At 61.2% G+C, this 23,427-nt stretch carries 19 protein-coding genes and 1 other RNA gene; 8 read left to right on the plus strand and 12 right to left on the minus strand.

Annotation, left to right across the window (positions count from 1 at the left end):
- Nucleotides 1–19: 19 nt before the first annotated feature.
- The 11 genes from murG to rnpB form a co-directional block, all read right to left on the minus strand.
- Entirely contained in the window at nt 20–1,102 is a 1,083-nt protein-coding gene (gene murG / locus AAE514_RS06950; RefSeq protein WP_347330805.1) for an undecaprenyldiphospho-muramoylpentapeptide beta-N-acetylglucosaminyltransferase, read from the minus strand.
- Complete coding sequence (gene ftsW / locus AAE514_RS06955; protein WP_347330806.1) at nt 1,102–2,325, minus strand: putative lipid II flippase FtsW; 1,224 nt, start codon at nt 2,323–2,325, stop codon at nt 1,102–1,104. The genes murG and ftsW overlap by 1 nt, the downstream gene beginning before the upstream one ends.
- Nucleotides 2,322–3,665, minus strand: a complete 1,344-nt coding sequence (gene murD / locus AAE514_RS06960) for a UDP-N-acetylmuramoyl-L-alanine--D-glutamate ligase (RefSeq protein ID WP_347330807.1) — start codon at nt 3,663–3,665, stop codon at nt 2,322–2,324. Before murD ends, ftsW begins: the two co-directional genes overlap by 4 nt.
- Nucleotides 3,666–3,680: 15 nt before the next feature.
- Complete coding sequence (mraY, locus tag AAE514_RS06965) at nt 3,681–4,763, minus strand: phospho-N-acetylmuramoyl-pentapeptide-transferase (protein ID WP_347330808.1); 1,083 nt, start codon at nt 4,761–4,763, stop codon at nt 3,681–3,683.
- On the minus strand, nt 4,763–6,127 hold the full coding sequence (locus tag AAE514_RS06970; RefSeq protein WP_347330809.1) for a UDP-N-acetylmuramoyl-tripeptide--D-alanyl-D-alanine ligase: 1,365 nt from the start codon (nt 6,125–6,127) through the stop codon (nt 4,763–4,765). Before AAE514_RS06970 ends, mraY begins: the two co-directional genes overlap by 1 nt.
- Entirely contained in the window at nt 6,124–7,668 is a 1,545-nt protein-coding gene (locus AAE514_RS06975; RefSeq protein WP_347330810.1) for a UDP-N-acetylmuramoyl-L-alanyl-D-glutamate--2,6-diaminopimelate ligase, read from the minus strand. The genes AAE514_RS06970 and AAE514_RS06975 overlap by 4 nt, the downstream gene beginning before the upstream one ends.
- On the minus strand, nt 7,665–9,413 hold the full coding sequence (locus AAE514_RS06980; RefSeq protein WP_347330811.1) for a peptidoglycan D,D-transpeptidase FtsI family protein: 1,749 nt from the start codon (nt 9,411–9,413) through the stop codon (nt 7,665–7,667). The genes AAE514_RS06975 and AAE514_RS06980 overlap by 4 nt, the downstream gene beginning before the upstream one ends.
- Nucleotides 9,406–9,714, minus strand: a complete 309-nt coding sequence (gene ftsL / locus AAE514_RS06985) for a cell division protein FtsL (protein ID WP_347330812.1) — start codon at nt 9,712–9,714, stop codon at nt 9,406–9,408. Before ftsL ends, AAE514_RS06980 begins: the two co-directional genes overlap by 8 nt.
- A 13-nt stretch (nt 9,715–9,727) precedes the next feature.
- On the minus strand, nt 9,728–10,657 hold the full coding sequence (rsmH, locus tag AAE514_RS06990; protein ID WP_347330813.1) for a 16S rRNA (cytosine(1402)-N(4))-methyltransferase RsmH: 930 nt from the start codon (nt 10,655–10,657) through the stop codon (nt 9,728–9,730).
- 40 nt (nt 10,658–10,697) lie between these two features.
- Nucleotides 10,698–11,138: a division/cell wall cluster transcriptional repressor MraZ gene (gene mraZ, locus AAE514_RS06995; RefSeq protein WP_347330814.1), complete on the minus strand. Its 441-nt coding sequence runs from the start codon at nt 11,136–11,138 to the stop codon at nt 10,698–10,700.
- A gap of 361 nt (nt 11,139–11,499) precedes the next feature.
- Nucleotides 11,500–11,850, minus strand: an RNA gene (gene rnpB / locus AAE514_RS07000) — RNase P RNA component class A.
- A gap of 196 nt (nt 11,851–12,046) precedes the next feature.
- Between rnpB and AAE514_RS07005 the strand changes: the two genes are divergently transcribed.
- Nucleotides 12,047–14,461: a TonB-dependent receptor gene (locus tag AAE514_RS07005; protein WP_347330815.1), complete on the plus strand. Its 2,415-nt coding sequence runs from the start codon at nt 12,047–12,049 to the stop codon at nt 14,459–14,461.
- 498 nt (nt 14,462–14,959) lie between these two features.
- On the opposite strand, the gene rsmI is transcribed toward AAE514_RS07005, so the two are convergent.
- Entirely contained in the window at nt 14,960–15,811 is an 852-nt protein-coding gene (rsmI, locus tag AAE514_RS07010; RefSeq protein WP_347330816.1) for a 16S rRNA (cytidine(1402)-2'-O)-methyltransferase, read from the minus strand.
- A gap of 43 nt (nt 15,812–15,854) precedes the next feature.
- Between rsmI and AAE514_RS07015 the strand changes: the two genes are divergently transcribed.
- The 7 genes from AAE514_RS07015 (at nt 15,855) to AAE514_RS07045 (ending at nt 23,387) form a co-directional block, all read left to right on the plus strand.
- Nucleotides 15,855–17,885, plus strand: coding sequence for a penicillin-binding protein activator (locus tag AAE514_RS07015; RefSeq protein ID WP_347330817.1), 2,031 nt, complete (start codon nt 15,855–15,857; stop codon nt 17,883–17,885).
- On the plus strand, nt 17,854–18,237 hold the full coding sequence (locus tag AAE514_RS07020; RefSeq protein WP_347330818.1) for a YraN family protein: 384 nt from the start codon (nt 17,854–17,856) through the stop codon (nt 18,235–18,237). Before AAE514_RS07015 ends, AAE514_RS07020 begins: the two co-directional genes overlap by 32 nt.
- A 24-nt stretch (nt 18,238–18,261) precedes the next feature.
- A complete protein-coding gene (locus AAE514_RS07025; protein WP_347330819.1) occupies nt 18,262–18,849 on the plus strand; it encodes an SIS domain-containing protein in 588 nt (195 codons plus the stop codon).
- Nucleotides 18,849–19,433, plus strand: a complete 585-nt coding sequence (locus AAE514_RS07030) for a BON domain-containing protein (protein WP_347330820.1) — start codon at nt 18,849–18,851, stop codon at nt 19,431–19,433. Before AAE514_RS07025 ends, AAE514_RS07030 begins: the two co-directional genes overlap by 1 nt.
- 75 nt (nt 19,434–19,508) lie before the next feature.
- On the plus strand, nt 19,509–20,108 hold the full coding sequence (locus AAE514_RS07035; protein WP_347330821.1) for a LemA family protein: 600 nt from the start codon (nt 19,509–19,511) through the stop codon (nt 20,106–20,108).
- A gap of 18 nt (nt 20,109–20,126) precedes the next feature.
- Nucleotides 20,127–22,046 (plus strand): M48 family metallopeptidase, encoded by a 1,920-nt coding sequence (locus tag AAE514_RS07040; RefSeq protein WP_347330822.1) that lies wholly within the window; start codon nt 20,127–20,129, stop codon nt 22,044–22,046.
- Nucleotides 22,047–22,106: 60 nt separating this feature from the next.
- Nucleotides 22,107–23,387, plus strand: a complete 1,281-nt coding sequence (locus AAE514_RS07045; protein ID WP_347330823.1) for an aspartate aminotransferase type Ic — start codon at nt 22,107–22,109, stop codon at nt 23,385–23,387.
- Nucleotides 23,388–23,427: the final 40 nt, after the last annotated feature.

Genomic DNA, 23,427 nt, shown 5'->3' on the forward strand with positions numbered 1-23,427 from the left:
TTCGTAGTATTGGATGGTCTTATCCACGTGATACCTCTATACAATGCTCAGCAACCACCCCGGCGGCCTCGGGCCGAGCGAGGCGACGGCCCTGCTCGGCCATCGCCTGAAGGCGCGAGCGGTCGGAAAACTCTTCCCGCACCAGCGCCGCCAACTTTTCCGCGTCCAGATCGCACTGAGACACCGCCAACGCCGCTCCGGCATCTACCAAAACCGCCGCATTGTGCGTCTGGTGGTCATCAATCGCGTGGGGAAAAGGAATCAACAATGCCGCCAACCCCACGGCCATTAGTTCGGAAACGGTCAGTGCGCCGGCCCGGCAGATAACCCAGTCCGCCCAGGCATAAGCCGCCGCCATATCGTCGATAAAGGGTTCGACCTTGGCTTCAACATTTAACCGCCGGTAGTGCTGTGCCGCTGTCTCAGCGTGAGCAGCACCGCTTTGGTGCCACACCTCCGGTCGTTCGCTCGCCTCTAGGCGAGAAAGCGCTTCGGGCACGTGTTCGTTAATAGCTTTCGCGCCCAGACTTCCGCCCAACACCAGCAAGCGCGGGCGCTGCCCTTCCCGCTTTCCGAACCGCTCCCCCGGCGGCGCCAGCGCGGTGACTTCGCGCCGCACGGGGTTACCCACTTCGATGGCCTTTTTCAGCCCGGTGGGAAAGGCGGTCAACACCCGAGCCGCCAGTGGGGCCAAATACCGATTGGTGGTGCCCGGAATGGCATTTTGCTCGTGAACGACCAGCGCCCGTCCCGCCAAACGGGCGGCGATGCCGCCAGGGCCGGAGGCGAAACCGCCAAAGCCGACCACCACATCCGGATTGAAACGCCGCACCACATTCAATGCCTGAACGACCGCCAGAAGAATCAAGAACGGCGCTTTCACCAGGCCGATCAGCCCCCGGCCGCGAACGCCTTGCACGGACAGATAATGCAGCGGAATATCCGCCTCCGGCACCAAGCGGGCCTCTATGCCCTTCGCCGTCCCGAGCCAGGCCAACGCCAAGCCGCGCGATTGCAATTCGCGGGCCACGGCCAGGGCCGGAAACACGTGGCCCCCAGTGCCGCCGGCCATGATCAATGCCTTGAGTTGCCGCTCTGCCATCAGGCTGCCTCCTGCCACTGAGCCCGCACCGGCACCGGTTTAACCCGACGCCGCGCGCGGCCGGAAGCCACCGGCACAGCTTGGCGTTGCTCCCAGTCCACACGTATGACAAAGGCCACCAGCGCACAGCCCACCAATAGACTGCTGCCGCCATAACTGATGAAAGGCAGTGTCAACCCCTTTGTCGGCAGCAGGCCCGCCGCCACGCCAACGTTAATGAACACCTGGAACGTCAGCAGAATGGCGATGCCGTAGGTGGCAAACGCCGCGAACAAACGGTTCACCGTCAAGCTCGCCCGGGCAATGCGGAATATTTTTCCAATCAGGGTGCCGTAAACCGACAGCAGCACCACCAGCCCTATCAGTCCAAACTCTTCGGCCGTAATCGCCGCAATAAAATCCGTGTGCGCCTCGGGCAGATAGAACAGCTTCTGCAAGCTATTCCCCAACCCCAGGCCAAACCACTCGCCCCGCCCAAAAGCGATCAACGATTGGGTTAGCTGATAGCCGGAACCGAACTGAGTCGACCAGGGGTCGAGGAAGGTGACCAACCGACTCATGCGGTAAGGCTCAAACACCGCCAGAGCCCCCAGCGCGCCCAATGCCAGCACGCCCAGCAAACCGAAATGCCAGAGTTTGACGCCAGCAATAAACATCATGGCCAGTACCACGCTGGCCAGGACTACCGCACTACCGAAATCGGGCTGAAGCAACAGCAACAAACACATTAAACCCAATACAATCACGGGCTTCACAAACCCCTGCCATCCGGTATAAAGCTCCTGGTGACGGCGGGCAAAAAAGCTGGCAAAGAACAGCACCGCGGCCAACTTTGCCACCTCGGCCACCTGTACCGAGATCACCCCCAGATCGAGCCAACGGCGGGCCCCGTTTACCTCGCGCCCCAAGCCCGGAATCAATACCAGGCACAGCAACACCAGCGTGGCCAGCATCAGCCAGCCGGCGTACTGCTGCGCCAGGCGTACCGGCACGGCCACCACTAAAACGGCGAGCCCAAGACCGAGCGCGAGATAGAGACCGTGGCGCTTGGCGAAGAACCAAGGGTCCCCATACTCTTCGGCGGCAAAGGCAATGGAGGCGGAAGCGATCATGACCAGCCCAATGCTCAACAGCGCCAGCCACAGCAAAACGAGCACCGGATCCACACCGCCGCGAAAGATTCCCACTGATTCGTCCCAGCGCTGTTGCAGCCAAGCGATCATGCCAATTTTTCCACGGCCCGACGGAACTGGTTGCCACGATCCTGGTAATTTTCAAACATATCGAAACTGGCACAGGCCGGAGACAGTAGAACGACATCTCCGGGCTGGGCCGATTCATGAGCACGGTTCACAGCCTCTTCCATGGTGGCGGCGCGCACGATGTCGGTCGAGTCCCCGAGGGTGTGGGCCATGCCATCGGCCGCCGTGCCGATCAGCACCAGGGTACGCACACAGCGCTCAACCGGCTTGCGCAGCTCCTTGAAGTCCGCGCCTTTTGGGTCACCACCGGCGATTAGCACCACCTTGCCCTCGGCCGGTTTCAAACCTTCAATGGCGGCAATGGCCGCGCCTACGTTGGTGCCTTTGGAGTCGTTGTAAAAAGCCGCACCGCCTTTCTCCGCCACCCACTCACACCGATGCGGCAGACCGGTAAACCGGCGCAGGGTATGGAGCATGCTGTCGGTCGGCAGACCGGCGGCCCGACCCAATGCCAACGCCGCCAAGGCATTGTCGATATTGTGCCGACCCTTTATTTTCATCTCGGAGGCGGGCATCAGCGGCTGCAGTTGCCAATAGAGCCAGTCTTCCCCCTCATGTTCGGCCACACCGAAACGGTGAAACTCAGGACGCCCGCCAAAGGTCAGCGGCACCGCATTCACACTCATTGGCGGTTGGGTCAGCACGCTCTGGCTGTTATAGACCACTTGCTCAGCACCGAAGTACACCCGCAACTTGGCTTGATGGTAAGCCGGCATGTCGGGATAGCGGTCCATATGATCCGCACTGAGGTTGAGTATCGTCGCGACCTTGGCGCCGAGCTTACTGACCGTCTCCAACTGGAAGCTGGACAGCTCGAGCACATACAGTTCCACCTCTTCGCTGAGCAGGTCCAGCGCGGGTGGGCCCAAGTTGCCGCCCACAGCGACCTTAAGGCCCGCCTCTTCCGCCATTTGCCCCACCAGGGTGGTGACAGTGCTTTTGGCATTGGAACCGGTAATCGCCACAAAGGGCGCATCGGCGTACCGGGTAAACAGCTCGATGTCACCGACCAAACGGGCCCCGGCATTGCGGGCCTGTTGCAGTTCGGGGGTGCTCAACGCCAGCCCCGGGCTGACGACCACTTCTTCCATTTTACCGAGCGCACTGGCATCCAGCGGCCCGAAGTACACCCGGGAGGCACCGAACTCGCGCTCGATTTCCGCCCGCTTGGGATGGTCCGCGCGGGTATCGTGCAGCGTAAACGCCTTGCCTTCGCGCGCCAGGAAACGCGCCACGGAGACGCCGGTAACTCCGGCGCCCACGATGGCGGTCTGGCAACTGCTAGCAATCAGCTGAGGCACGATATCGAATACTCCTTAACGCAATTTCAATGTCGCCAGCCCGAAGGAAACGAGCATGACGGTAATAATCCAGAACCGGACAATCACCCGGGGCTCCGGCCAGCCTTTCAATTCAAAGTGGTGGTGCAGTGGCGCCATCCGGAAAATCCGCCGGCCGGTCAACTTGAACGACGCCACCTGCAAAATCACCGAGACGGTTTCCATGACAAAAATGCCGCCCATAATAAACAGCACGATTTCATGGCGAATGATGACGGCAATAACACCGAGCGCGGCGCCCAAAGCCAGCGCGCCCACATCGCCCATAAAGACCTGGGCCGGATAGGTGTTAAACCACAAAAAGCCCAGGCCGGCACCGGCGAGGGCACCGCAGAAAATAACCAACTCCCCGGCCCCCGGAATGTGAGCAATATGCAGGTAATTGGCGAACTCCACGTGGCCGGACAGGTAGGCAATCACCCCCAGCGCGGCGCCCACCATGACCGAAGGCATAATCGCCAAACCGTCCAAGCCGTCAGTGAGGTTGACCGCATTGCTCGACCCCACAATCACGAAATAGGTGAGCACCAGGTAAAAGAGCCCCAGGTCCAGGGCCACGTTTTTGAAAAAGGGCACGAACAGTTGGGTTTCCGCCGGAACCACAGCGCTGTAATAGAGGAAAATCGCCGCGCCCAGGCCCGCCACCGACTGCCAGAAGTATTTCCAGCGCGCCGGCAAGCCACGGGAGTTGGACTGCACCACTTTGCGATAGTCGTCCACCCAGCCCACAGCACCGAAAATGCCGGTGACCATCAGCACCACCCAGACATAGCGATTGCTCAGGTCGGTCCACAATAAAGTGCTAATAAAGATGGCCGCCAGAATCAGTGTGCCGCCCATAGTAGGCGTGCCTGACTTGCTCAAATGGGTTTGCGGGCCGTCGTCACGCACCGCCTGACCGATTTGCAGGTAATTTAACCGGCGGATCATCCAGGGGCCGAGCAGCAGCGAGAGCACCAGGGCGGTGAGCACCCCCAAAATCGCACGCAACGTGAGGTACTGAAACACGGACATGCCGCTCAGGTATTGTTCTAAGTATTCTGCGAGCCACAGTAGCATCAGTTTTGGTCTCCGGTATCGCTCAAGCCACGCACGACTCGGTCCATTCCGGCGCTGCGAGAACCTTTAACTAACACGCGGGTTTGTCCATCCAGTTCCCCCTTAAGTGCTTCAATAACCGCTTCGTGAGAGCCGTAGTTCGAACCGCCCTCGCCAAAGCCCGCGGCGGTGTGGGCGCTTAAAGGCCCCAGCGTTACCACCTGTTCCAAGCCCCGAACTCGGGCCCGCTCCCCCACCTCTCGGTGAAGTTCGGCGCTGTGCTCTCCCAGCTCGCCCATATCCCCCAACACAAGAATACGGCGCCCTTCGTGGGCGGCCAGTACTTCAATGGCCGCCTTAACCGAGCCCGGGTTGGCGTTGTAGCTGTCATCAATAATCAAGGCGCCGCCCCAGCCGCGCCGAGCGGACATGCGCCCGGCCACTGGCTCAAAACTTTCCAGCCCTCGGGCAATGGCCTGGGCCGAGAGACCCAGCGCCAGCGCGCAACCGGCGGCTGCGAGCGCATTGCGAACGCTGTGTTCGCCCGGCGCGGCGAGGGCAACGCGGGCGGTTTCGTTCCCGGCCACGAGCGTAAAAACCACGCCTTCGGCCCGGTACTCGATATCGCGCGCATGGCAGTGCGCTTCGGTTTTATCGAGCGAGACCCCGATAATGCGCTGCTCCCCTAAACGCTTCAGCCAGTCAGGAGCGAAGGCGTCATCGAGGTTAACCACCGCCGTACCCTTCTCACTCAGGGCCTCGTAAATTTCGCCTTTTGCGCGGGCCACCCCTTCCACTGAGCCAAACCCTTCGATATGAGCCGGCATAACGTTGTTGATCAGCGCCACGTCGGGGCGCGCCCAGCGGCAGTATGAGGCGATTTCGCCCGGGCCGCTCGCACCCATTTCAATGACGGCGTACTCGTGGTTCGCTTCCAGTTCCATCAAGGTCAGGGGCACGCCGATGTGATTGTTCAGGTTGCCCCGCGTTGCCAGAACGGCTCCGGCTCTGACCAAAATACCGGCGAGCATGGTTCTGACCGTGGTCTTGCCGCTACTGCCGGTCAGTGCCACCAGCGGGCCGGTAAAACGGTCGCGATTGGCCGCGGCGATCTGGCCAAGCGCGGTGAGCGTATCCGGCACGCGCCATTGGGGCAGGTCCAGGTCCTCCGCTACGGTTTCTACCACCAAACCACTGACCTGGCGGCGCGCCGCCACTTCCAGGAAATCGTGGCCATCGAAGCGTTCACCGCGCAGCGCCAAAAAAAGGTCGCCGGCTTGCAGCGTGCGGGTGTCGGTACTCAGACGGTTGAACTCGGCATCGCCGTGGACCACCTCACCTCCAAACCGACGCGCCAGCGCTGACAAAGTCATGGTGTCGATCATTGGGTGCCCTCCCCCTTTTGGTGTTTTGCCAGGCGGCGGGTGAGCGAACGCTGGACCTGATCCCGATCACTGAAGTCAATGGTCTCGCTCGCAAACAGTTGGTAGTCTTCATGGCCCTTCCCGGCCACCAGAACCGTATCGCCCGCGCGGGCCTGCTGAATGGCCAGGTCAATGGCCTGCGCCCGGTCAGCGATCACCAAGCACTGGTGGTCGTTGTCCATGCCTTTCAAAATATCCGCAGCAATTTGTGCCGGGTCTTCCGAGCGCGGGTTGTCATTGGTGACCACCACATAGTCGCTGTAGCGCTCGGCGAGGCGCCCCATTAAGGGGCGCTTACCGCGGTCGCGATCGCCACCGCAACCGAAGACGCACCAGAGGCGCCCGGTGTTGTGATGGCTAAGCGCTTTGAGTGTGTTCTCCAGAGCGTCCGGCGTGTGGGCGTAGTCCACCACCACTTGCAGATCCTGCCGAGCCGAGTCGACCACCACCGGCTCCATGCGACCCGGTGCGGGCGTCAAGTCGGGCACCGCGGCCAATACCGGCTCGAGCGAATGGCCCGAGGCACATAACAGAGTGACCACGCCCAGCAAATTACTCAGGTTAAAGTCCCCCAGCAGCGGCGTATGGAGCTCACCTCGCCCCCAGGGCGTCACGACCAGCGCGCTCATGCCGGCCCGCTGGTCCACTCGATCCGTGACGTAGACGTCGGCCTGGGCATTGTCGAGCGAGTAGGTGACGGGGCGCACCCCCTGGGGGCACTGGCCCAGCAGACTAAACGCCCACGGGTCATCACGATTGAGTACCGCCACCGACAACCCTGGCTGAAGCAACAGTCGCGCCTTGGCCGCGCCGTACTGGGTGAAGTCCCCGTGGTAGTCCAGGTGGTCATGGGTGAGATTGGTAAACAGCGCACCGCGCATGGTAACCCCGGCCACCCGACCCTGAACCAAGCTATGGGAGGACACTTCCATGGCCAGCGCCTCGGCGCCGTCGTCTTTGAGCTCCCGAATGACCCGCTGCACGTTCAGGGCATCGGGCGTAGTCAACCCGGTTTGAGTCAGCCTCGCCAATTGCGATTGAACGTCCGCCTGTTGGTCCAAGCAGCCATAACCGAGCGTACCGAGCACGCCAGTGTGGCGACCCTGCACCCGAGTCAGCAGCTGGGCCAATAGCAGTGCGCAGGTGGTCTTCCCGTTGGTGCCGGTGACGCCGAACACCGCCAACTCATTACTCGGGTGCCGGTAGAACCGGCCCCCGAGTTCGCTGAGCTTGTGGGCCAAGCCGGCAACCGCCACCACCGGAACGGCAGCCGCGGGGGCCGGCGCATCGGTATCCACCAGGACTGCAACCGCGCCCTGCTCGACGGCCTGTGCGATAAAGTCCCGCCCGTCACTTTGGGCGCCTTTCAGGGCGACAAACGCCGCGCCGGGGCGAACCTGCCGGCTGTCCAACGTCAGGCTCGTAATGGCTGGTTGGCTCTGAGGCTCCAGTGACTGTTCCGGCAGCAAATCGGCAAGGTTAAGAGACGCAGCCTGACTCATGACCAGGGTTCTCCTTTGTCCGACTCATCTTTAACCAGTATTCCGTCCGGCGAGCTGCTGGGCGGCACCTGAAGCAGGCGCAAGGCCCCTTCGATGACTTTGGAAAATACCGGCGCCGCTACCTGGCCCCCGAAGTAACGTTGGTCCGAGGGTTCGTCGATAATGACCGCCGCCACCAGCCGGGGGTTGTCCGTGGGGGCCATGCCCACAAAGGAGGCCATATAGCGATTGTCCACGTAGCCGCCCAAACCCACCTTGTGCACGGTGCCGGTTTTTCCAGCCACCGGGTAGGCAGGGATTTGGGCCAGGGTGCCGGTGCCTTCCTCGGTCACCACATGGGAGAGAATGTCCACCATTTCACGTGCCAACGGCTCGGCCACCACACGCTCGCCAGCGGGCGCTTGGTCCACTCGGAGCAAGGAGGGCGTGCGCTTGATGCCGCCGCTGGCAATCACCCCGTAGGCACTGACCAACTGCGTGGTGGTAAGATTCAGGCCGTAGCCAAACGCGTAGGTCGCCCTCTGGATCGGGCTCCACCGGCGATGATTCGGCAGGCTGCCGACAGCCTCGCCCGGAAAACCCGTCCCCACGCTCTGGCCCAAGCCGAGACGGTAGTACATGTCCCGTACCGTTTCGGGCTCCATCTCAAGCGCCAATTTGGTCATCCCCACTTGGCTGGACTTGGTGATGATGCCAGTCACATCCAGCACGCCGTAATTCACCGGATCCAGCAGAGTTTTGGCGCCCACCTGGGTATAGCCGGGGCTGGTGTCAAAGCGGGTTTGCGCGGAGAAACGACCGGTTTCCAGCGCCGCCATTACCGTTAGGGGCTTCATGGGGGAGCCGGGCTCGAACAGGTCGGTCAGCGCCCGGTTGCGCATGGCGCCAGGCTGCACATCGGAGCGATCGTTCGGGTTATAGGAAGGTTGGTTGGTCATGGCCAGCACTTCACCGGTACGCACATCCATAATGACCATGGAGCCACCCTTGGCCCCGTATTTCTGAACGGCGGCCTTGAGCTCCCGGTGAGCCAGGTACTGCAGGCGCAGATCAATGCTGAGCGTAAGGTTACGCCCCGGCCGGGCGGACTGAATCAGCTGAAGCTCCTTGACGGTGCGCCCCCTCAGGTCCTTGAGCACTTCTTTTGCGCCGCTTTCACCGGAAAGCCAGGCATCGTAGGCCAGCTCCATCCCTTCCTGGCCCCGATCGTCGATATCGGTAAAGCCCACCAAGTGAGCCGCCACCTCGCCCGCGGGGTAGTAGCGACGAAACTCCCGCTGGCTGTAAACGCCGGGCACTTCCAGCTTGAGCACTTCTTCCGCGGCGTGCGGAGGCAGGTGCCGCTCCAGATACATGAACTCTTTGCCACTGTAGCGCGACAGGCGGGCCTCCAACTCGGACTCGGACATTTCCAGCGCCCGTGCCAGCTCGTTCCAGCGTTCCGGCACACGCAGCAGAATGGACGGGTCCGCCCAAAGGGTTTCCACCGGTGTGCTCACGGCCAGAGGCTCGCCATTGCGGTCGGTGATAACGCCGCGATAGGCGCTGACGGACTCAGTGCGCAGTGTGCGAGCCTGACCCTGGCCCTGGAGGAATTGGTAACCCTGGGCCATATCCGGTACAACCTGCAAAGAGGCCAGGCGCCAGAGCAACGCGCACCCGAGCACGAGTACCGCGAAGGCCACCAGCCAGACGCGCCAGCGGGCGATTGTCAGGGTCTGCCCCTTACTCAACCCCTTACTCATGAATCACCATCACTATGTCGTCATCCTCAGGCAAATGCATGTTCAATTCTTCACGCGCCAACCGTTCCACTCGGCCATAGGCGGCCCAGGTGCTTTGCTCTAGCATGTACTGCCCCCAGGTCACCTGAAGCTCCGAGGCCTCGCGGCGGAGGGTTTCCAACTGACTGACTCGCTCTCGGGTCTGATGGGTAGAAGCCACCACCGCCAGGGCGGATACCAGCACCAACAGCCAGACGAGCGCGACCGCCAGGAACAAGCCCCGACGGTCGCTGCGTGTGCTGGTGCTGTTTACCGAACTCACTCCCATTCGCTCCTCATAATTTTTCCGCCACGCGCATAATGGCGCTGCGGGACCGGACATTGCCGCCTACTTCCCTCTCACTCGCACGGACCGCCTTGCCCACGCTGCGCATGGTCCGGTCCAGTTGCTCGTCTCTGACCGGCAGGCCGGCCGGCAGTGGCTGGCCTTTCTCCTGCCGACGAATAAACCGCTTCACCAGCCGGTCCTCCAGCGAGTGAAAGCTAATGACCACGAGTCGCCCTCCGGGCGCCAGCACTGAAAGAGACTGCGCCAGCACGGCTTCAAGGTCCGCCAACTCGTCGTTCACGTGGATGCGAATGCCCTGGAAGGCGCGAGTCGCCGGGTGCTTGCCTTTTTCCCATGCGGGGTTGGCGGCCTTCACGATTTCCGCCAATTCACGGGTACGCGTAATCGGCTTTTCCTGCCGGGCATTCACCAAGGCGCGAGCCATACGCTTACCAAAACGCTCCTCGCCGTACTCTTTTAAGACTCGGGCGATTTCACTTTCCGGCGCTCGGGCCAACCACTCCGCCGCGCCTTCCCCTCGGGTTCGGTCCATGCGCATGTCCAGCGGGCCGTCCTGCAGAAAGCTGAAGCCGCGTTCGGCCTCATCTAACTGGGGCGACGACACCCCCAAATCCAACAGCAACCCGCTGACCTTACCGGTCAGGCCGCGCCCGCCAACCAGTGACTCCAGGGCCGCAAACGAGCCCTGGGCCATCTCGAAGCGCTCATCTTCGGCAAACCGCGCCTCGGCCGCCTTCACCGCTTCCAGATCCTTATCAATCCCGAGCAGCCGACCGCTCTTCCCGAGCCGGGTCAATATCTCGGCACTGTGCCCACCCCGGCCGAAGGTGCCGTCTACGTAGAAGCCATTGACGTCCTGAATCAGGGCATCAACCGCCTCGTGCAGCAGGACCGTTTGGTGGGGCGAATCGCTCATGGCTTACCTTGTTATCACGAGCCCGGCCGCGACCGGGCGGTTAGAATGTCAGCGATTGCAACTCGGGTGAAATTTCAGTCTGAACCGGCTCTTCCAAGAGCTCGTGCCAGCTGTCTTCATTCCAAAGTTCCATTTTGTCGCCGAGACCGACCAACATCAGCTTCTTGTCGAGACTGGCAAAGCTGCGCAGTGTCGGCGGCACCAGAATGCGGCCATTGCCGTCCATTTCCACGGGGGTCGCATAACCGATCCACAGGCGTTGGATGCGACGGGCCGCCGGGTCCAGCGTGGGCAGTGCCTGAATCGTGGGCAGCTTTTCCTGCCAGTCAGGTTCCGGGTAGACCAGCAGGCAGCGCTCCTGGGTATGAGCCGTCAATACCAGCCGCCCATCACAGGACGCGACCAGCGACTCGCGAATACGAGTCGGGATCGCCATGCGACCTTTCGCGTCCATATTGATGGCATGACTGCCTGTTAGCACGGTTCACCTTCTATTGCGTTGAAATGCGCGCAATGGTCATTTAAACCACTTTCGCCCCTAGGGCACCCGGGATTTCCACAAAAAACCACTAATAACCACTTTTTACCACTAATGGCACACTATAAATCCGGGCAAACCAAAGTCAAGCAATAGAGAAGGAAAGTGCGGCGAAGTCACCGCGATCTGACAGGAAAGCTGTAGGGATAAACAGGAAACGGAAAGAGTGAGACTGACGCCAAAACAGGGGTTTCGGTTACGCTTCAGCAGGTTGGCAAGCAAACTTAATGTATTACATTAAGTTCTTGAACTTTTTAGTATTAAAACAGGAGGGGGATAGAATCTAGGGCTCTAAAAAGCAATAAGTCGGAGTCGGCCTGTAAGCCGGGTTCTGTCGAGGACAGTCATTCATCTGGGATGCGCGTCGCCACGCACCTCAAGCGACCTACCCGAACCCAGCGCGGGCCGCGCCATTGGGTTCCTATTTGGTCTTGCTCCGAGCGGGGTTTACCATCGCCGCAGACTGTTGCCAGCTGCGCGGTGCGCTCTTACCGCACCATTTCACCCTTACCGGCGGCTGAGCCGCTTAGGCGGTTTACTTTCTGCTGCACTTTCCGTGGGCTCACGCCCCCCAGGCGTTACCTGGCGCTCTGCCCTATGGAGCCCGGACTTTCCTCCCCGGCGCAAGCGCCGGAGCGACTGTCGGGCCGACTCCGAAGCGTAAGAGTACCGGCACAAACAACTGTGCGCAACCTCACATTACCGAAAGAAAGCCATGGAACCACCGAACTTTTCCCTTCGGTGCCGTTTACAGACGCATTTTAGTTTATGATATTGGCCCCTTCTGCGATCGCTCCAGCGGGAGCGATCGTTCATGGATACAGCACTTTATAAAAAAGGAGACCTTCCTCGTGAAAATTCACAACCTGACTGCCCTCGCACTGGCCATTTCCGTCACCACGGGCGCGTCCTCGGCACAGGCTCAAGCGCAAGCGCCTCAAGAGGCCCAGCTACAAGAAATTGTGGTCACCTCCCAAAAGCGCGAACAGAACCTCATGGATGTCCCAATCTCGGTAAACGCCATGGCGGGCGAAAAAATTGACGAGAATGGCATTACGGGCATCGAGCGCATGGCGGACTATATCCCCAGCCTCAATATGACCCAAACCGGCCTGGGCACCACCATTTCCATTCGCGGTATCAGCTCCGGCGTAAACCAGGGGTTTGAACAGTCGGCCGCCCAGTTCGTGGACGGTGTGCACTTCGGGCGGGCGCAGCTCAGCCGTGCACCCTTTCTCGATATCGAGCGGGTGGAGGTACTCAGGGGCCCGCAAAGTATTCTGTTTGGCAAAAACAGCACCGCCGGGGCCATCAGCATTACCACGGTCCGCCCCACCGAGGAGTTTGAAGCAAAAGTATCTGGCCTCTACGAGCCGGAGCACGACGAGCAAGACCTGCGAGCGGTGGTCTCCGGCCCACTGAGCGAGCAGCTCAGCGGCCGCTTGGCGGTGCTGGACCGCAGCATCGATGGCCACTTTCGCAACACCACCCTCAACCGAGACGAAACCCGGGAAGAGGACCAAGTCATTCGCGGCACGTTGTTGTGGCAACCGAACAGCCAGTGGGACGTAACGCTTAAGCTCGAAGACGGCTCCTTTGACCAGGAGGGGCGTAATCTGGAGGTCATTAATCCGGTAGAGATCAGTCTGCCCGGTCGGCCCACGGTGCCCTACTCCGCCGTTCTGAGCCAGTTAACCGGCGGCGCCTACACACTCGACACAACCCAGGACTTCAACCGCCAGTCCAACGGCGACTACAGCTATAACAATACCAGCAACGCCATGCTGGAAATTGAAACCGAGCTGGGCGGGCACAGCCTTACCGCCACGACGGGTTACACCGCGTACGATTACGAAGAGTTGTGCGACTGCGACTTTGTGGGCGTGCCGCTGTTTAACATCCTCTCCGAGGAAGATTACAGCCAGGTCAGCCAGGAATTCCGTATTGCCTCGCCCGAATCCGGCCCCTTTAGTTACTTGGGCGGCGTCTTCTACCAAAGCAGTGATCTGGAGTTTGATGACCAGGTGGAAGTACCGGCGGACAGCCTCTTCCCCGTGGCGCTGCAATCTACCGTGGGCCCCGCCGCAGCCCAGATGGCTGGCACCGCCACGGAGCGGGAGTTCCGTCAGGACAGCGATATCGCCGCCGTTTTCTTCCAGGGCACTTGGAACCTCACCCGGGATATGCGGCTGGTGCTTGGCGGCCGTTACACCGATGAAGAGAAAACCGCGAGCCGGCGCCAGTATCATACTGCCCTCGATGAAGAGACCGGCGCCATGGTGGAGCAACCGGTGGGCGCACCTAATGACATCTACAACGTGCTCTACGGTTTGTTTAACGTCGAACCCTATGAGGCGCTGGAGCGCACCCGCTCGGAATCCGGCCTGACCCCATCAGTCACGCTCCAATATGATTTGAACAGCACGGACATGGTTTATGCCAGCTACACCACTGGCTTCAAGTCCGGCGGCTTTGATGTCCGCTCCAACTCCCACCCTGACCCGTCGGTTAACAACGCATTCAACGCGGCCGACCCGAACAACCCACAGCCTATTACCGGTGTGTTCGAGTTCGAGGACGAGGAGGTTAAGAACTACGAGTTGGGTGGCAAGTTCACCCTGGCCGGGGGACGCGCGGAGCTGAATGCGGCGTTGTTCCACACGGATTTCCAGGACCTGCAAACCAGCCAGTTTGACGGGGCTTTCAGTTTCAACGTGACCAACGCTGCGGAAGCCACGATTCAGGGGCTGGAGCTGGACGGTCGCTGGATGCTGACGGATGATCTGTTGCTAAGCGGCGGCTTCGCTTATCTCGATTTCGAGTACGACGACTTCCCCACCGCCCAGTGTTACTTCGGGCAGGCACCGGGGCAGACTCAGTGTGACGCCAGCGGTCAAAGCCGGGAGTTTACGCCGGAGTTTCAGGGGAACCTGAGTGCGAATCACACGGCGGAGCTGGGACGCGGCCTGACGTTGAGCAGTACGTTGGATTTGATTTACAGCGATGAGTATCTGACGACGCCGACGCTGGACCCGAGGATGGTGCAGGACAGTTATGTGAAGGTGAATGCGCGCGTGGCGTTGTCCGGCCAGGATGATCGCTGGGAGCTGGCACTGATTGGTAAGAACCTGGGCGATGAGGAGATTGTCAGCTACGCCAATGGTTTGCCGGTAGCGACGGTGCTGACGCAGGGCACGGGGACGGGTTACTACGCGTTCTATGAGCGGCCCCGTAGTATTGCGTTGCAGGGTACGCTGCGGTTCTAAGCTAAAGCCCGTTTGTCCTGTTTTACAGGGGTTCACCTCCGGCCCGGAGCGGAGTGAACCCCTTCAAGACACGCCGTAAACCCGTCCCTGGGGGCTCGAATCGCGAATCCCGCGCTCCACGGTCTTGAAGGGGTTCACTCCGCTCCGGGCCTCTGTGCCAGCGAATGCGCTCTTTCCCTCGCCACCCTTTAATTCCTATTTACACTCTTTCCCTGCACGACCACGGTGAAACATTGCGTAGGGCGCGGTCGGTCCGACGTTTCGGAGCGAAACGCACCCGCCGTTTTTTTGGTGGTTCGTTTGGTAAGTGGCGGCTACCGCCTTACCATACCCTACGTAATGAAGCCCGAAGGTTGGCACTGAGGGGCGAGGTGGGGCTATACCCTTCCAAGACCGTGGAGCGCGGGATTCGCGATTCGAGCCCCCAGGGACGAGTATACGGCGTGTCTTGGAAGGGTATAGCCCCACCTCGCCCCGGACTTCAATTCGATCCAACGTCTATTTCTGATCCAAAGCCCACTGATACAAAGCATTCTTTTTAACACCGGTAATCTGTGACGCGAGGGTAGCAGCCTGCTTAACGGGCAACTCCTTAACCAAAATCCCCATCACCCGTTCGCTCTCATCATCCAGACCCGACGTACTCTTCTGGGGTGCGCCGGCCACCATCAGAACAATCTCACCCCGCTGCTGGTTCGAATCACCAGCCACGAACTCCGCCAGCTCCCCCAATGGGGCCAAACGGATAGTCTCGAAGGTCTTGGTCAGCTCCCGAGCCAATACCCCCTCGCGCGCCTCACCAAATACCTCCGCCATATCCTGTAAACACGCCAACACCCGATGGGGCGCCTCATAGAAAATCAAAGTGCGAGTCTCCTTCTCCAAGCGCTCAAGCCACTGGCGGCGGGCGTTTACCTTGGGCGGAGGGAACCCCTCGAAGGAAAAACGATCTGAAGGCAGGCCAGAGGCGCTCAAGGCCGCCACCAGGGCGCAGGCGCCGGGTATGGGCACCACCGGCACACCGCGCAGGCGCGCCTCGCGCACCAAGCGGTAGCCCGGGTCGGATACCAGAGGCGTGCCGGCGTCGGAAATCAACGCCACGGACTCCCCCTGCTCCAACCGGGTCACCAGCGCTTCCGTTCGGCGGTCGTCGCTGTGGTCATGGTAGGCCACGCAAGGGGTTTCGATGGAAAAGTGTGACAAGAGTCGCCCGCTGTGCCGGGTGTCTTCCGCCGCAATTAAGGCAACTGATTGTAGAATTTCCACCGCACGGGGTACCATATCGCCCAAATTGCCGATGGGCGTGGCGACAACGTACAAGCAGCCGGTTTCGGCGCTGTTGTGGGTCATGGTTCGGGCCTCATTGTTTTGTTGCAGTACGGGAGAAACATTCATGCATTACCGGGGACGCTCTAGCACCCTCTTGGCAAGCACCCTGCTGGCCTTGACAGTGTGCCTTCTGGCGAGCTGCAGCACCACGCCGCCCGAACCTTCTACCGGGGACGACCCCGAAGCACTCTCCCAGGAGGCCATCGAGAAGCGCGTTAAATCACTGGTGGATCAAGCACGCGACAGTCAATCACCGCAGCGGGAGGGTTACCTGTTGCAGGCGGCGGAATTGCTGGTAGACCAAAACCAATTCGACTGGGCCCGCAACCTGTTAACGTCCATCGACACCCGCCAACTGAACGAAGCCGACTTCCTTCTACACACCGAACTGCTCGGTGCGGTCTCCCTGAGCGAGGGGGCCTACTATCTGGCCCAGCGCATTCTAACCAACCCCCGGCTGGAACAACAGTGGGCCACCATGAGCCCCGAGCGAGAAATCGCCTTGCGCGAGCAGCGCGCCCGCCTGTTCGAGCTGACCGGCTCCCCCATCGCCAGTGTGGAAGAGCGCATTCGCTTGGACCGCATGCTGACCGAAGCTTCCGCGGCGGACCAAAACCGCGAGCAGCTTTGGCAGACTATGATGAGCCTGTCCGAGGACGAGCTGGCTCGCCGGGCCGAGGAAACCGACACCCGAACATTGCGCGGTTGGCTGACGCTCGCCTCTATCAGTAAAGACAATCAGGCCAATCTCGAGCGGCAGCAGGCCCAGCTCGACCAGTGGCAAAGCGAATGGCCCAACCATCCCGCCAGCGAAAATCTGCCCAATGACCTACAGCTGTTGCGCAAGCTGATTGCCCAACAGCCGCGTCAAATCGCCCTGCTGTTACCCCAGCAAGGCAATTTGGCGCGCGCCGCCGATGCGGTGCGGGACGGCTTTCTCGCCGCCTATTACGAGGCCGAGGGGGTGCAGAGCAAGCTTCCACAGATTCGTCAGTACGATACCAGCGGGGCGACGGACATCGTCGAACTGTACGAACAGGCGATGGCCGAAGGGGCCGACTTGATCATTGGCCCGCTGGACAAGGAGCGGGTGGACGCCCTGCATGAGCTCTCTATTCTGCCCATTCCAGTACTCACCCTGAACTACATCGAAGCTCCCCTGGATGGCCCGAAACAAAGCACCCGGGACCAGAGCGAGCGGCGCCTGAGCCCCCCAAGCCTAGATACCTCTGCCCTGAACCTGAGAGCCTCCGAGGTTGAGACAGACAACGGGGAGTCACCAGAAGGGCTGTATCAATTCGGTCTGGCCGCGGAAGACGAGGCCCGCCAAGTCGCCCGGCGCGCCATTCGCGAAGGACACCGCCTGGCCATGATACTGGCGCCCAATCGCAATTGGAGCGAACGCGGCGCCCGGGCCTTTACCCAGGAGTGGCGCGAACTGGGCGGCGAAGTCGCGATCGACAGTCAGTTCACGGGCGCGGGTAATTACTCTGACATTATTCAGCAAGCGCTGCTGATTGACCAAAGTCAGGCCCGCCGTCAAGCTCTGACCCGCCTGTTGGGCACACGATTGGAGTTCGAGCCCAGACGCCGACAGGACCTGGATATGATTTTCCTGATGGCCGACCCGGAACAGGGCCGCCAGATCCGCCCGACGCTGGCCTTCCACTACGCCGGCGACGTGCCGGTATTCTCCACCAGCCATATTTATACCGGCGAACCGGACCCGAAAAGCAACCGAGACCTGAACGGAGTCCGCTTCAACACTCTACCCTGGCTGCTCAACGGCGAATTCCCGGAAAAGCAGGTGCTCAACGAGCACACCCGTGAGGGCGCCATCTACAGCCGGCTGCACGCGCTGGGCGTTGACGCCTACCGGCTCTACCCACGCCTGCCTCAGTTGCTACAGATTGAGGAGGCCCGGCTGTACGGGGCTACCGGCGCGCTGCGCATGCGCCCGGGCGGTCGAATCGAACGCGAGCTGGTGTGGGCCCAATTTCAGAATGGACGGGCGCAGCCCATGGCGAGCGCCGTGACCGACGCGGACCAGGAGGAACAGCGCGATGACCTACAGCCCACGCCCGAAGCGCACTGAGGCGGGCGAACAGGCCGAGCGGGCCGCCGAACGGTTTTTGCAGGCGCGCGGGCTGCGTACCCGCCAACGCAACTACCGGTGCAAAGCCGGAGAAATTGACCTGGTCATGAGCGAGGCCGATACGCTGGTGTTCGTAGAAGTTCGGCTGCGCCGATCTACCCGCTTCGCCTCGGCGGCGGAAACGGTAGACTACCGCAAGCAACAAAAGTTGATTCGGGCAGCTCAACACTACTTGCAGCGCACCGGTCTAACCGACCGGGTAGCCTGCCGATTTGACGTGGTCGCGTTTGACCCCAAGCGAGTCGACCAGGAAACGGTGAACTGGGTCCAGAATGCCTTTTCCACCCTTTAATTCTTAACCAAAGCGGAACCCCCTATGGAGCAAAGGGTTATCACCCTGTTTCACGAGAGCATTGAGGCCACCATGCACACGGGCGAGGCGCTTGCGCCGCAGATCGTCCAGGCCAGCGAGGTCATGGTGGAAGCTCTGCTCAACGGCCACAAGATTCTCACCTGCGGCAACGGCATTGCCGCCGCCCAGGCCCAGATTCTCACCAGTTGCCTCCTCCACCGGTTCGAGCAGGAACGGCCCAGCCTGCCGGCCCTGAACCTGGGCTCGGACATGACCACCCAAACCGCCATCGCCAGCGAAGGGGGCGGCAACGAGATCTACTCCAAGCCCCTGCGGGCCATCGGCCAGGAAGGAGACGTACTGGTTTTAATCACCAGCTCGGGCAACGCCGGTAGCCTGCTGCAGGCCATCAGCGCCGCTCACGACCGGGACATTCGCGTGATCGCCCTGACGGGGGGTGATGGGGGCGACGCCGCCGCCCTGCTGGATCACCGGGACATTGAATTAAGAGCAACGCTGGCCTCCCCGGTGAGAATCCATGAGGTTCACCTGTTGACGATTTTCTGTCTGTGCGATTTGATTGATCAGCACCTATTCGGAGGTTTTCACTGATGGCCCCTCGTCATCTACTCGCCTTGTTTCCCGCGCTACTACTGTGGCTGCTGGTCGGCTCAGGCTGCACCACCATTGTGGGCGCCACCACCAGCGAGCCGATTGAGCTCAACCCGGGCAAACGTTCGCTGGGAATGCGCATCGACGACGGGCAGTTGGAAACCATCGCCTCGGTCAATATCGACAAGGTGCATAAACGCCTCGCCGAGGCCCCCATCGAAGTCCATAGTTTCAACGCCGTAATCTTGTTGGTCGGGCAGGTCCCCACCGCGGAGCTGCGCAGTTTGGCGGGAGAGACGGTGAATGATCTGCACAGCGTGCGTCAGGTGCACAATGAGCTGGAAGTGGACGCACCCACCACCTTCATGAGCCGCACACACGACACCTGGCTGGCCACCAAGGTCAAAACCAAGCTCTACGCCAACGGCGATGTGGAAGGGGGCCGGGTCAAAGTCATCGCGGAAAACGGCAGTATCTACTTAATGGGCTTGGTCTCCCGCGCGGAGGCAGCTAGAATCACCGATATTGTCCGTCACACCGGCGGCGTCAAGCGAGTCGTGAGGGTGTTCGAGTATATCGACTGAACCAAGAACACCAGCACTGCCAATAATTCCAATCCGCGGCACCGCTATTCGCGGCCAAGATAAAGGACTCACGCTATGGACCTCTCCACCATTATCCTTCTGGTTATTATCGGCGCACTGGTGTTTTACCTCATCAGCATCTACAACCGCCTGGTCGCCCTGAAAAACCGCTTTCAGAATGCTTTCGCCCAAATTGAAGTGCAACTCAAACGGCGCTATGACCTCATTCCCAACCTGGTGGAAACCGCCAAGGCCTACCTCACCCATGAGCGCGAAACGTTGGAGGCGGTAACCCAGGCCCGCAACCAGGCTCTGAACGGACTGAGTGCGGCACACAACGCGCCGGGTGACCCCGAGGCCATGGCCCAGTTGAGCGGTGCGGAAAGCTCTTTAGCGGGCGCCCTGGGCCGTTTAAACATGGTCATGGAAGCCTACCCGGACCTAAAAGCCTCGCAAAACATGATGCAGCTGACCGAAGAGCTGACCAGCACGGAAAACAAAGTCGCCTTTGCCCGCCAGGCCTTTAACGACGCGGTCATGACCTACAACACCTACAAGCAAAGCTTCCCGCCGGTGGTGCTCGCCGGCGCGCTCGGACACAAAGAGGATGCGGCCCTGCTCGAGTTCGACGACGCCGAAGCCATTAAGGAAGCACCCAAGGTGTCCTTCAACTAAGGCAGGCCCAAACGCCCCATGGACTTTTTCGAGCACCAGGACCTCGCCCGGCGCAACACCCGCCGCCTGGTCCTTTTAATGACGCTGGCGGTGGCCTCACTCATTCTGTTAACCACACTGTTGGTAGCGGTGGTGAACGCGGCTTTTGCACGGCGCTCGGAATCACCGGAGGGTGGGTTTTGGGCCGGCGTGCTGGCACACACCGGCTGGGAACCGCTGCTGTTGATCAGCCTGCTGGTCGGGGCCACGGTGCTGGCCGGCGGCCTATTCAAGTGGTTTCAGTTGCGCTCCGGCGGCCTGGCGGTGGCTCAAGCGCTGGGCGGCCAACTGGTACCTGGCAACACCGAGGACGTTCATCAGCGGCAGCTTCTCAACGTGGTGGAAGAAATGGCCATTGCCTCGGGCTTGCCCGTGCCGATGGTGTTCCTGCTGGAGGACCAAAGCATCAACGCCTTCGCCGCCGGCCACGGCCCCCACGATGCCGTCATTGGGGTGACCCGGGGGTGTATCGAGCAACTACACCGCTCAGAGCTACAAGGGGTCATCGCCCACGAGTTCAGCCATATCCTGCACGGCGATATGCGCCTGAACCTGCGGTTAGTGGCAGTGCTGAATGGCATCCTACTGCTGGGGCTATTGGGTCGGCTGATTGTCTACGGTGGCCACCCCGGCCACCCCGGCCACCACCGCGACTATCGCCGCGGCGGCGGAAACCGTGGCAAGGCCGCCTTGATCGGCGTGGGGCTGATTATTCTGGGCGCCATCGGAACCTTCTTCGGCAACTGGATCAAGGCCGCCGTAAGTCGCCAGCGAGAGTTTCTGGCCGATGCCTCAGCCGTGCAATACACCCGCAATCCCGAAGGCATTGGTGGCGCCTTGATGAAAATCGGCGGCATCCCGGCCGGTGCCCGGTTGAGCGCCTCGGATGCCAACGAATTCAGCCACATGTACTTCGAAGAGGGCGTCAGCCACCGCTTCACTCGCCTGATGGCCACCCACCCGCCTCTGAAAGACCGCATTCAGCGCATTCTGCCCGGCTGGGACGGGCACTTCCCTGCGCCCCGGGCGCCCTCGGGCGAAGCGTCCGGGGGCGCTCACGCCATGGTCAGCGGCTTCAGTCCCCAGGTCCCGGCCGTCCCCGTGGAGGACGTGCCCACGCCCGACACCGAAGCGCTGTATCACGCGCGCGCCATACTATCGCGACTCCCCCGGTCAATTCTCGAAGCGGCGCGCGAACCGTTCGGCTCCCGAGGCATTTTCCTGGGGCTGGCACTCAGCCAAGACGATAAGGAGCGGGCCGTTCAAAAGCTGGCTTTATCCAAGGCGTTACCCCAACGTGACTTCGCGGCGCTAAAACCCATTATCAACGATACGGCGGCGCTGCCGGCCTCCGAGCGACTGCCGGCCATTGAGCTGGCACTACCCGCCCTGACGCAGCTGTCGGACAAGCAGCGCGAGGCTTTCCTCAAGGCCTTGGATAAGACGATTCGAGCGGATGGCAAAATTCAGCTGCGCGAGTGGATTATCTACCGGCTGGCCCAGACCCACCTGAGCGACAAGCCCAGCCAACCGCAACGGCTCAAGCTGCGTTATTGTCTGAAAGAGGCGCAGCTCTTACTCGCGCTGGCCGCGCTCAGCGGCACGGACGACCTTCAGGCCGCCCGTGCCGCCTACCAAGTAGGGGCAAACCACATCGCCCCGGACGCCCCCTGGCCCGAGCGGGACAGCCTGTCGTTTGCCCAGCTGGACCGAGCCCTTGACCGACTGCGCCAGCTAAGGCCCCTGGAAAAACCGCCCCTGCTGAAGGCCCTGCGCCGCTGCCTGCGCCACGATGAGACCATCACCCCGGCGGAAGCCGAGCTTTACCGGGCCCTGGCGGATACGCTCGACTGCCCGACGCCGCCCCTGTCCGAGCCCGTCTCGCACGGCCGCGGTTAAATGTTGTCCCACCAACGGTTATAATACGTTTTTCGCCCACCAACCATTGAGGTAAACACCTTGCAACTGGATCAAGCGACACAGGAACAATTGCGCCAGTGGGAGTCCGAGCTGGCCGACGAGTACGATGCCATCGTCAAACAGGACCTCAAGCTCGACCTGACCCGCGGCAAGCCTTCAGCGGACCAGCTCGATTTGTCCAATGCGCTGGATGGCATTCTCAAGGGCGACTACAATGCCGCCGACGGCACAGATACCCGCAACTACGGCGGCCTGGACGGCCTGCCCGAAGCCAAAGAGCTGGGTGCCAACCTGATGGGCGTCAGCGCCGACAACGTACTGGTGGGCGGCAATAGCAGCCTTACCCTGATGTTCCAGATGATGCTGGTGGCCCACCAGTTCGGGCTAACGGGGCCGGAGAGCGCCTGGAAAAAGGACGGCGATGTAAAATTTCTCTGCCCGGTGCCCGGTTACGACCGCCACCACACCGTGTGTGAACAGCTGGGTATTTCCATGGTTCCGGTGCCCATGACCGAGACCGGCCCGGATATGGACAAAGTGGAAGAGCTGATTAAGGACGACGCGCGCATTCAGGGCATGTGGTGCGTACCCAAGTACTCCAACCCCACCGGTGTGGTCTACAGCGATGAGACCGTGGAGCGCATTGCGGCGCTGGGCAAAATTGCCGGCCCCAACTTCCGAGTCTTCTGGGACAACGCCTACGCCGTGCACGACTTGGTGGACAACCCGCCGGAGCTGGCCTGCGTAATGAAGGCCTGTGAAACCTTCGGCACCCAGGACACCGTGATTCAATTCGCCTCCACCTCCAAAATCACCTTCGCCGGTTCGGGCGTGGCCTTTGTCAACGCCAGCCCGGCCAACCTGAAGGGGTTCAAACAGTTCCTCGGCACCTGCACCATCGGGCCGGACAAGGTCAACCAGATCCGTCACAGCCGCTTCCTTCCGGACCGCGAGACCCTGATGGCGCACATGAAGCGCCATGCCGAGCTGCTCAAGCCGCGCTTTGCGGCGGTGCTCTCGGCGCTTGATGAGGCCTTCGGAGGCACCAACCTGGGGCAATGGCAGGAGCCCAAGGGCGGGTACTTCGTCTCCTTCGATACTCGTGCTGGCTGCGCCCAGGAGACGGTTCGGCTGGCGGCAGAGGCCGGCGTCAAACTGACCCCGGCCGGCGCCACCTTCCCCTATGGGGATGACCCGGAGGATCGCAATATTCGCATCGCCCCGTCGGTACCGAGCGTTGAAGAAGTGAAGTCGGCGATGAAGGTGTTTGTGGTGTGCGTCAAGCTCGCGTCCGTTCGCGCCCAGCTCGGCGACCAATAATCTTAACAGGGCCGCCCCGGCGCGGCCCTGGCAAACCTGA

The sequence above is a fragment of the Marinimicrobium locisalis genome, assembly GCF_039822625.1.
In the GTDB taxonomy this organism is placed as follows: Bacteria; Pseudomonadota; Gammaproteobacteria; order Pseudomonadales; family Cellvibrionaceae; genus Marinimicrobium; species Marinimicrobium locisalis.

Bases quoted from the DNA above. Each gene is read 5' to 3' on its own strand.
- murG (WP_347330805.1), bottom strand. From the start codon at position 1,102: ATGGCAGAGCGGCAACTCAAGGCATTGATCATGGCCGGCGGCACTGGG.
- ftsW (WP_347330806.1), bottom strand. From the start codon at position 2,325: ATGATCGCTTGGCTGCAACAGCGCTGGGACGAATCAGTGGGAATCTTT.
- mraY (WP_347330808.1), bottom strand. From the start codon at position 4,763: ATGCTACTGTGGCTCGCAGAATACTTAGAACAATACCTGAGCGGCATG.
- AAE514_RS06970 (WP_347330809.1), bottom strand. From the start codon at position 6,127: ATGATCGACACCATGACTTTGTCAGCGCTGGCGCGTCGGTTTGGAGGT.
- AAE514_RS06975 (WP_347330810.1), bottom strand. From the start codon at position 7,668: ATGAGTCAGGCTGCGTCTCTTAACCTTGCCGATTTGCTGCCGGAACAG.
- AAE514_RS06980 (WP_347330811.1), bottom strand. From the start codon at position 9,413: ATGAGTAAGGGGTTGAGTAAGGGGCAGACCCTGACAATCGCCCGCTGG.
- rsmH (WP_347330813.1), bottom strand. From the start codon at position 10,657: ATGAGCGATTCGCCCCACCAAACGGTCCTGCTGCACGAGGCGGTTGAT.
- rsmI (WP_347330816.1), bottom strand. From the start codon at position 15,811: ATGACCCACAACAGCGCCGAAACCGGCTGCTTGTACGTTGTCGCCACG.
- AAE514_RS07015 (WP_347330817.1), top strand. From the start codon at position 15,855: ATGCATTACCGGGGACGCTCTAGCACCCTCTTGGCAAGCACCCTGCTG.
- AAE514_RS07020 (WP_347330818.1), top strand. From the start codon at position 17,854: ATGACCTACAGCCCACGCCCGAAGCGCACTGAGGCGGGCGAACAGGCC.
- AAE514_RS07025 (WP_347330819.1), top strand. From the start codon at position 18,262: ATGGAGCAAAGGGTTATCACCCTGTTTCACGAGAGCATTGAGGCCACC.
- AAE514_RS07030 (WP_347330820.1), top strand. From the start codon at position 18,849: ATGGCCCCTCGTCATCTACTCGCCTTGTTTCCCGCGCTACTACTGTGG.
- AAE514_RS07035 (WP_347330821.1), top strand. From the start codon at position 19,509: ATGGACCTCTCCACCATTATCCTTCTGGTTATTATCGGCGCACTGGTG.
- AAE514_RS07040 (WP_347330822.1), top strand. From the start codon at position 20,127: ATGGACTTTTTCGAGCACCAGGACCTCGCCCGGCGCAACACCCGCCGC.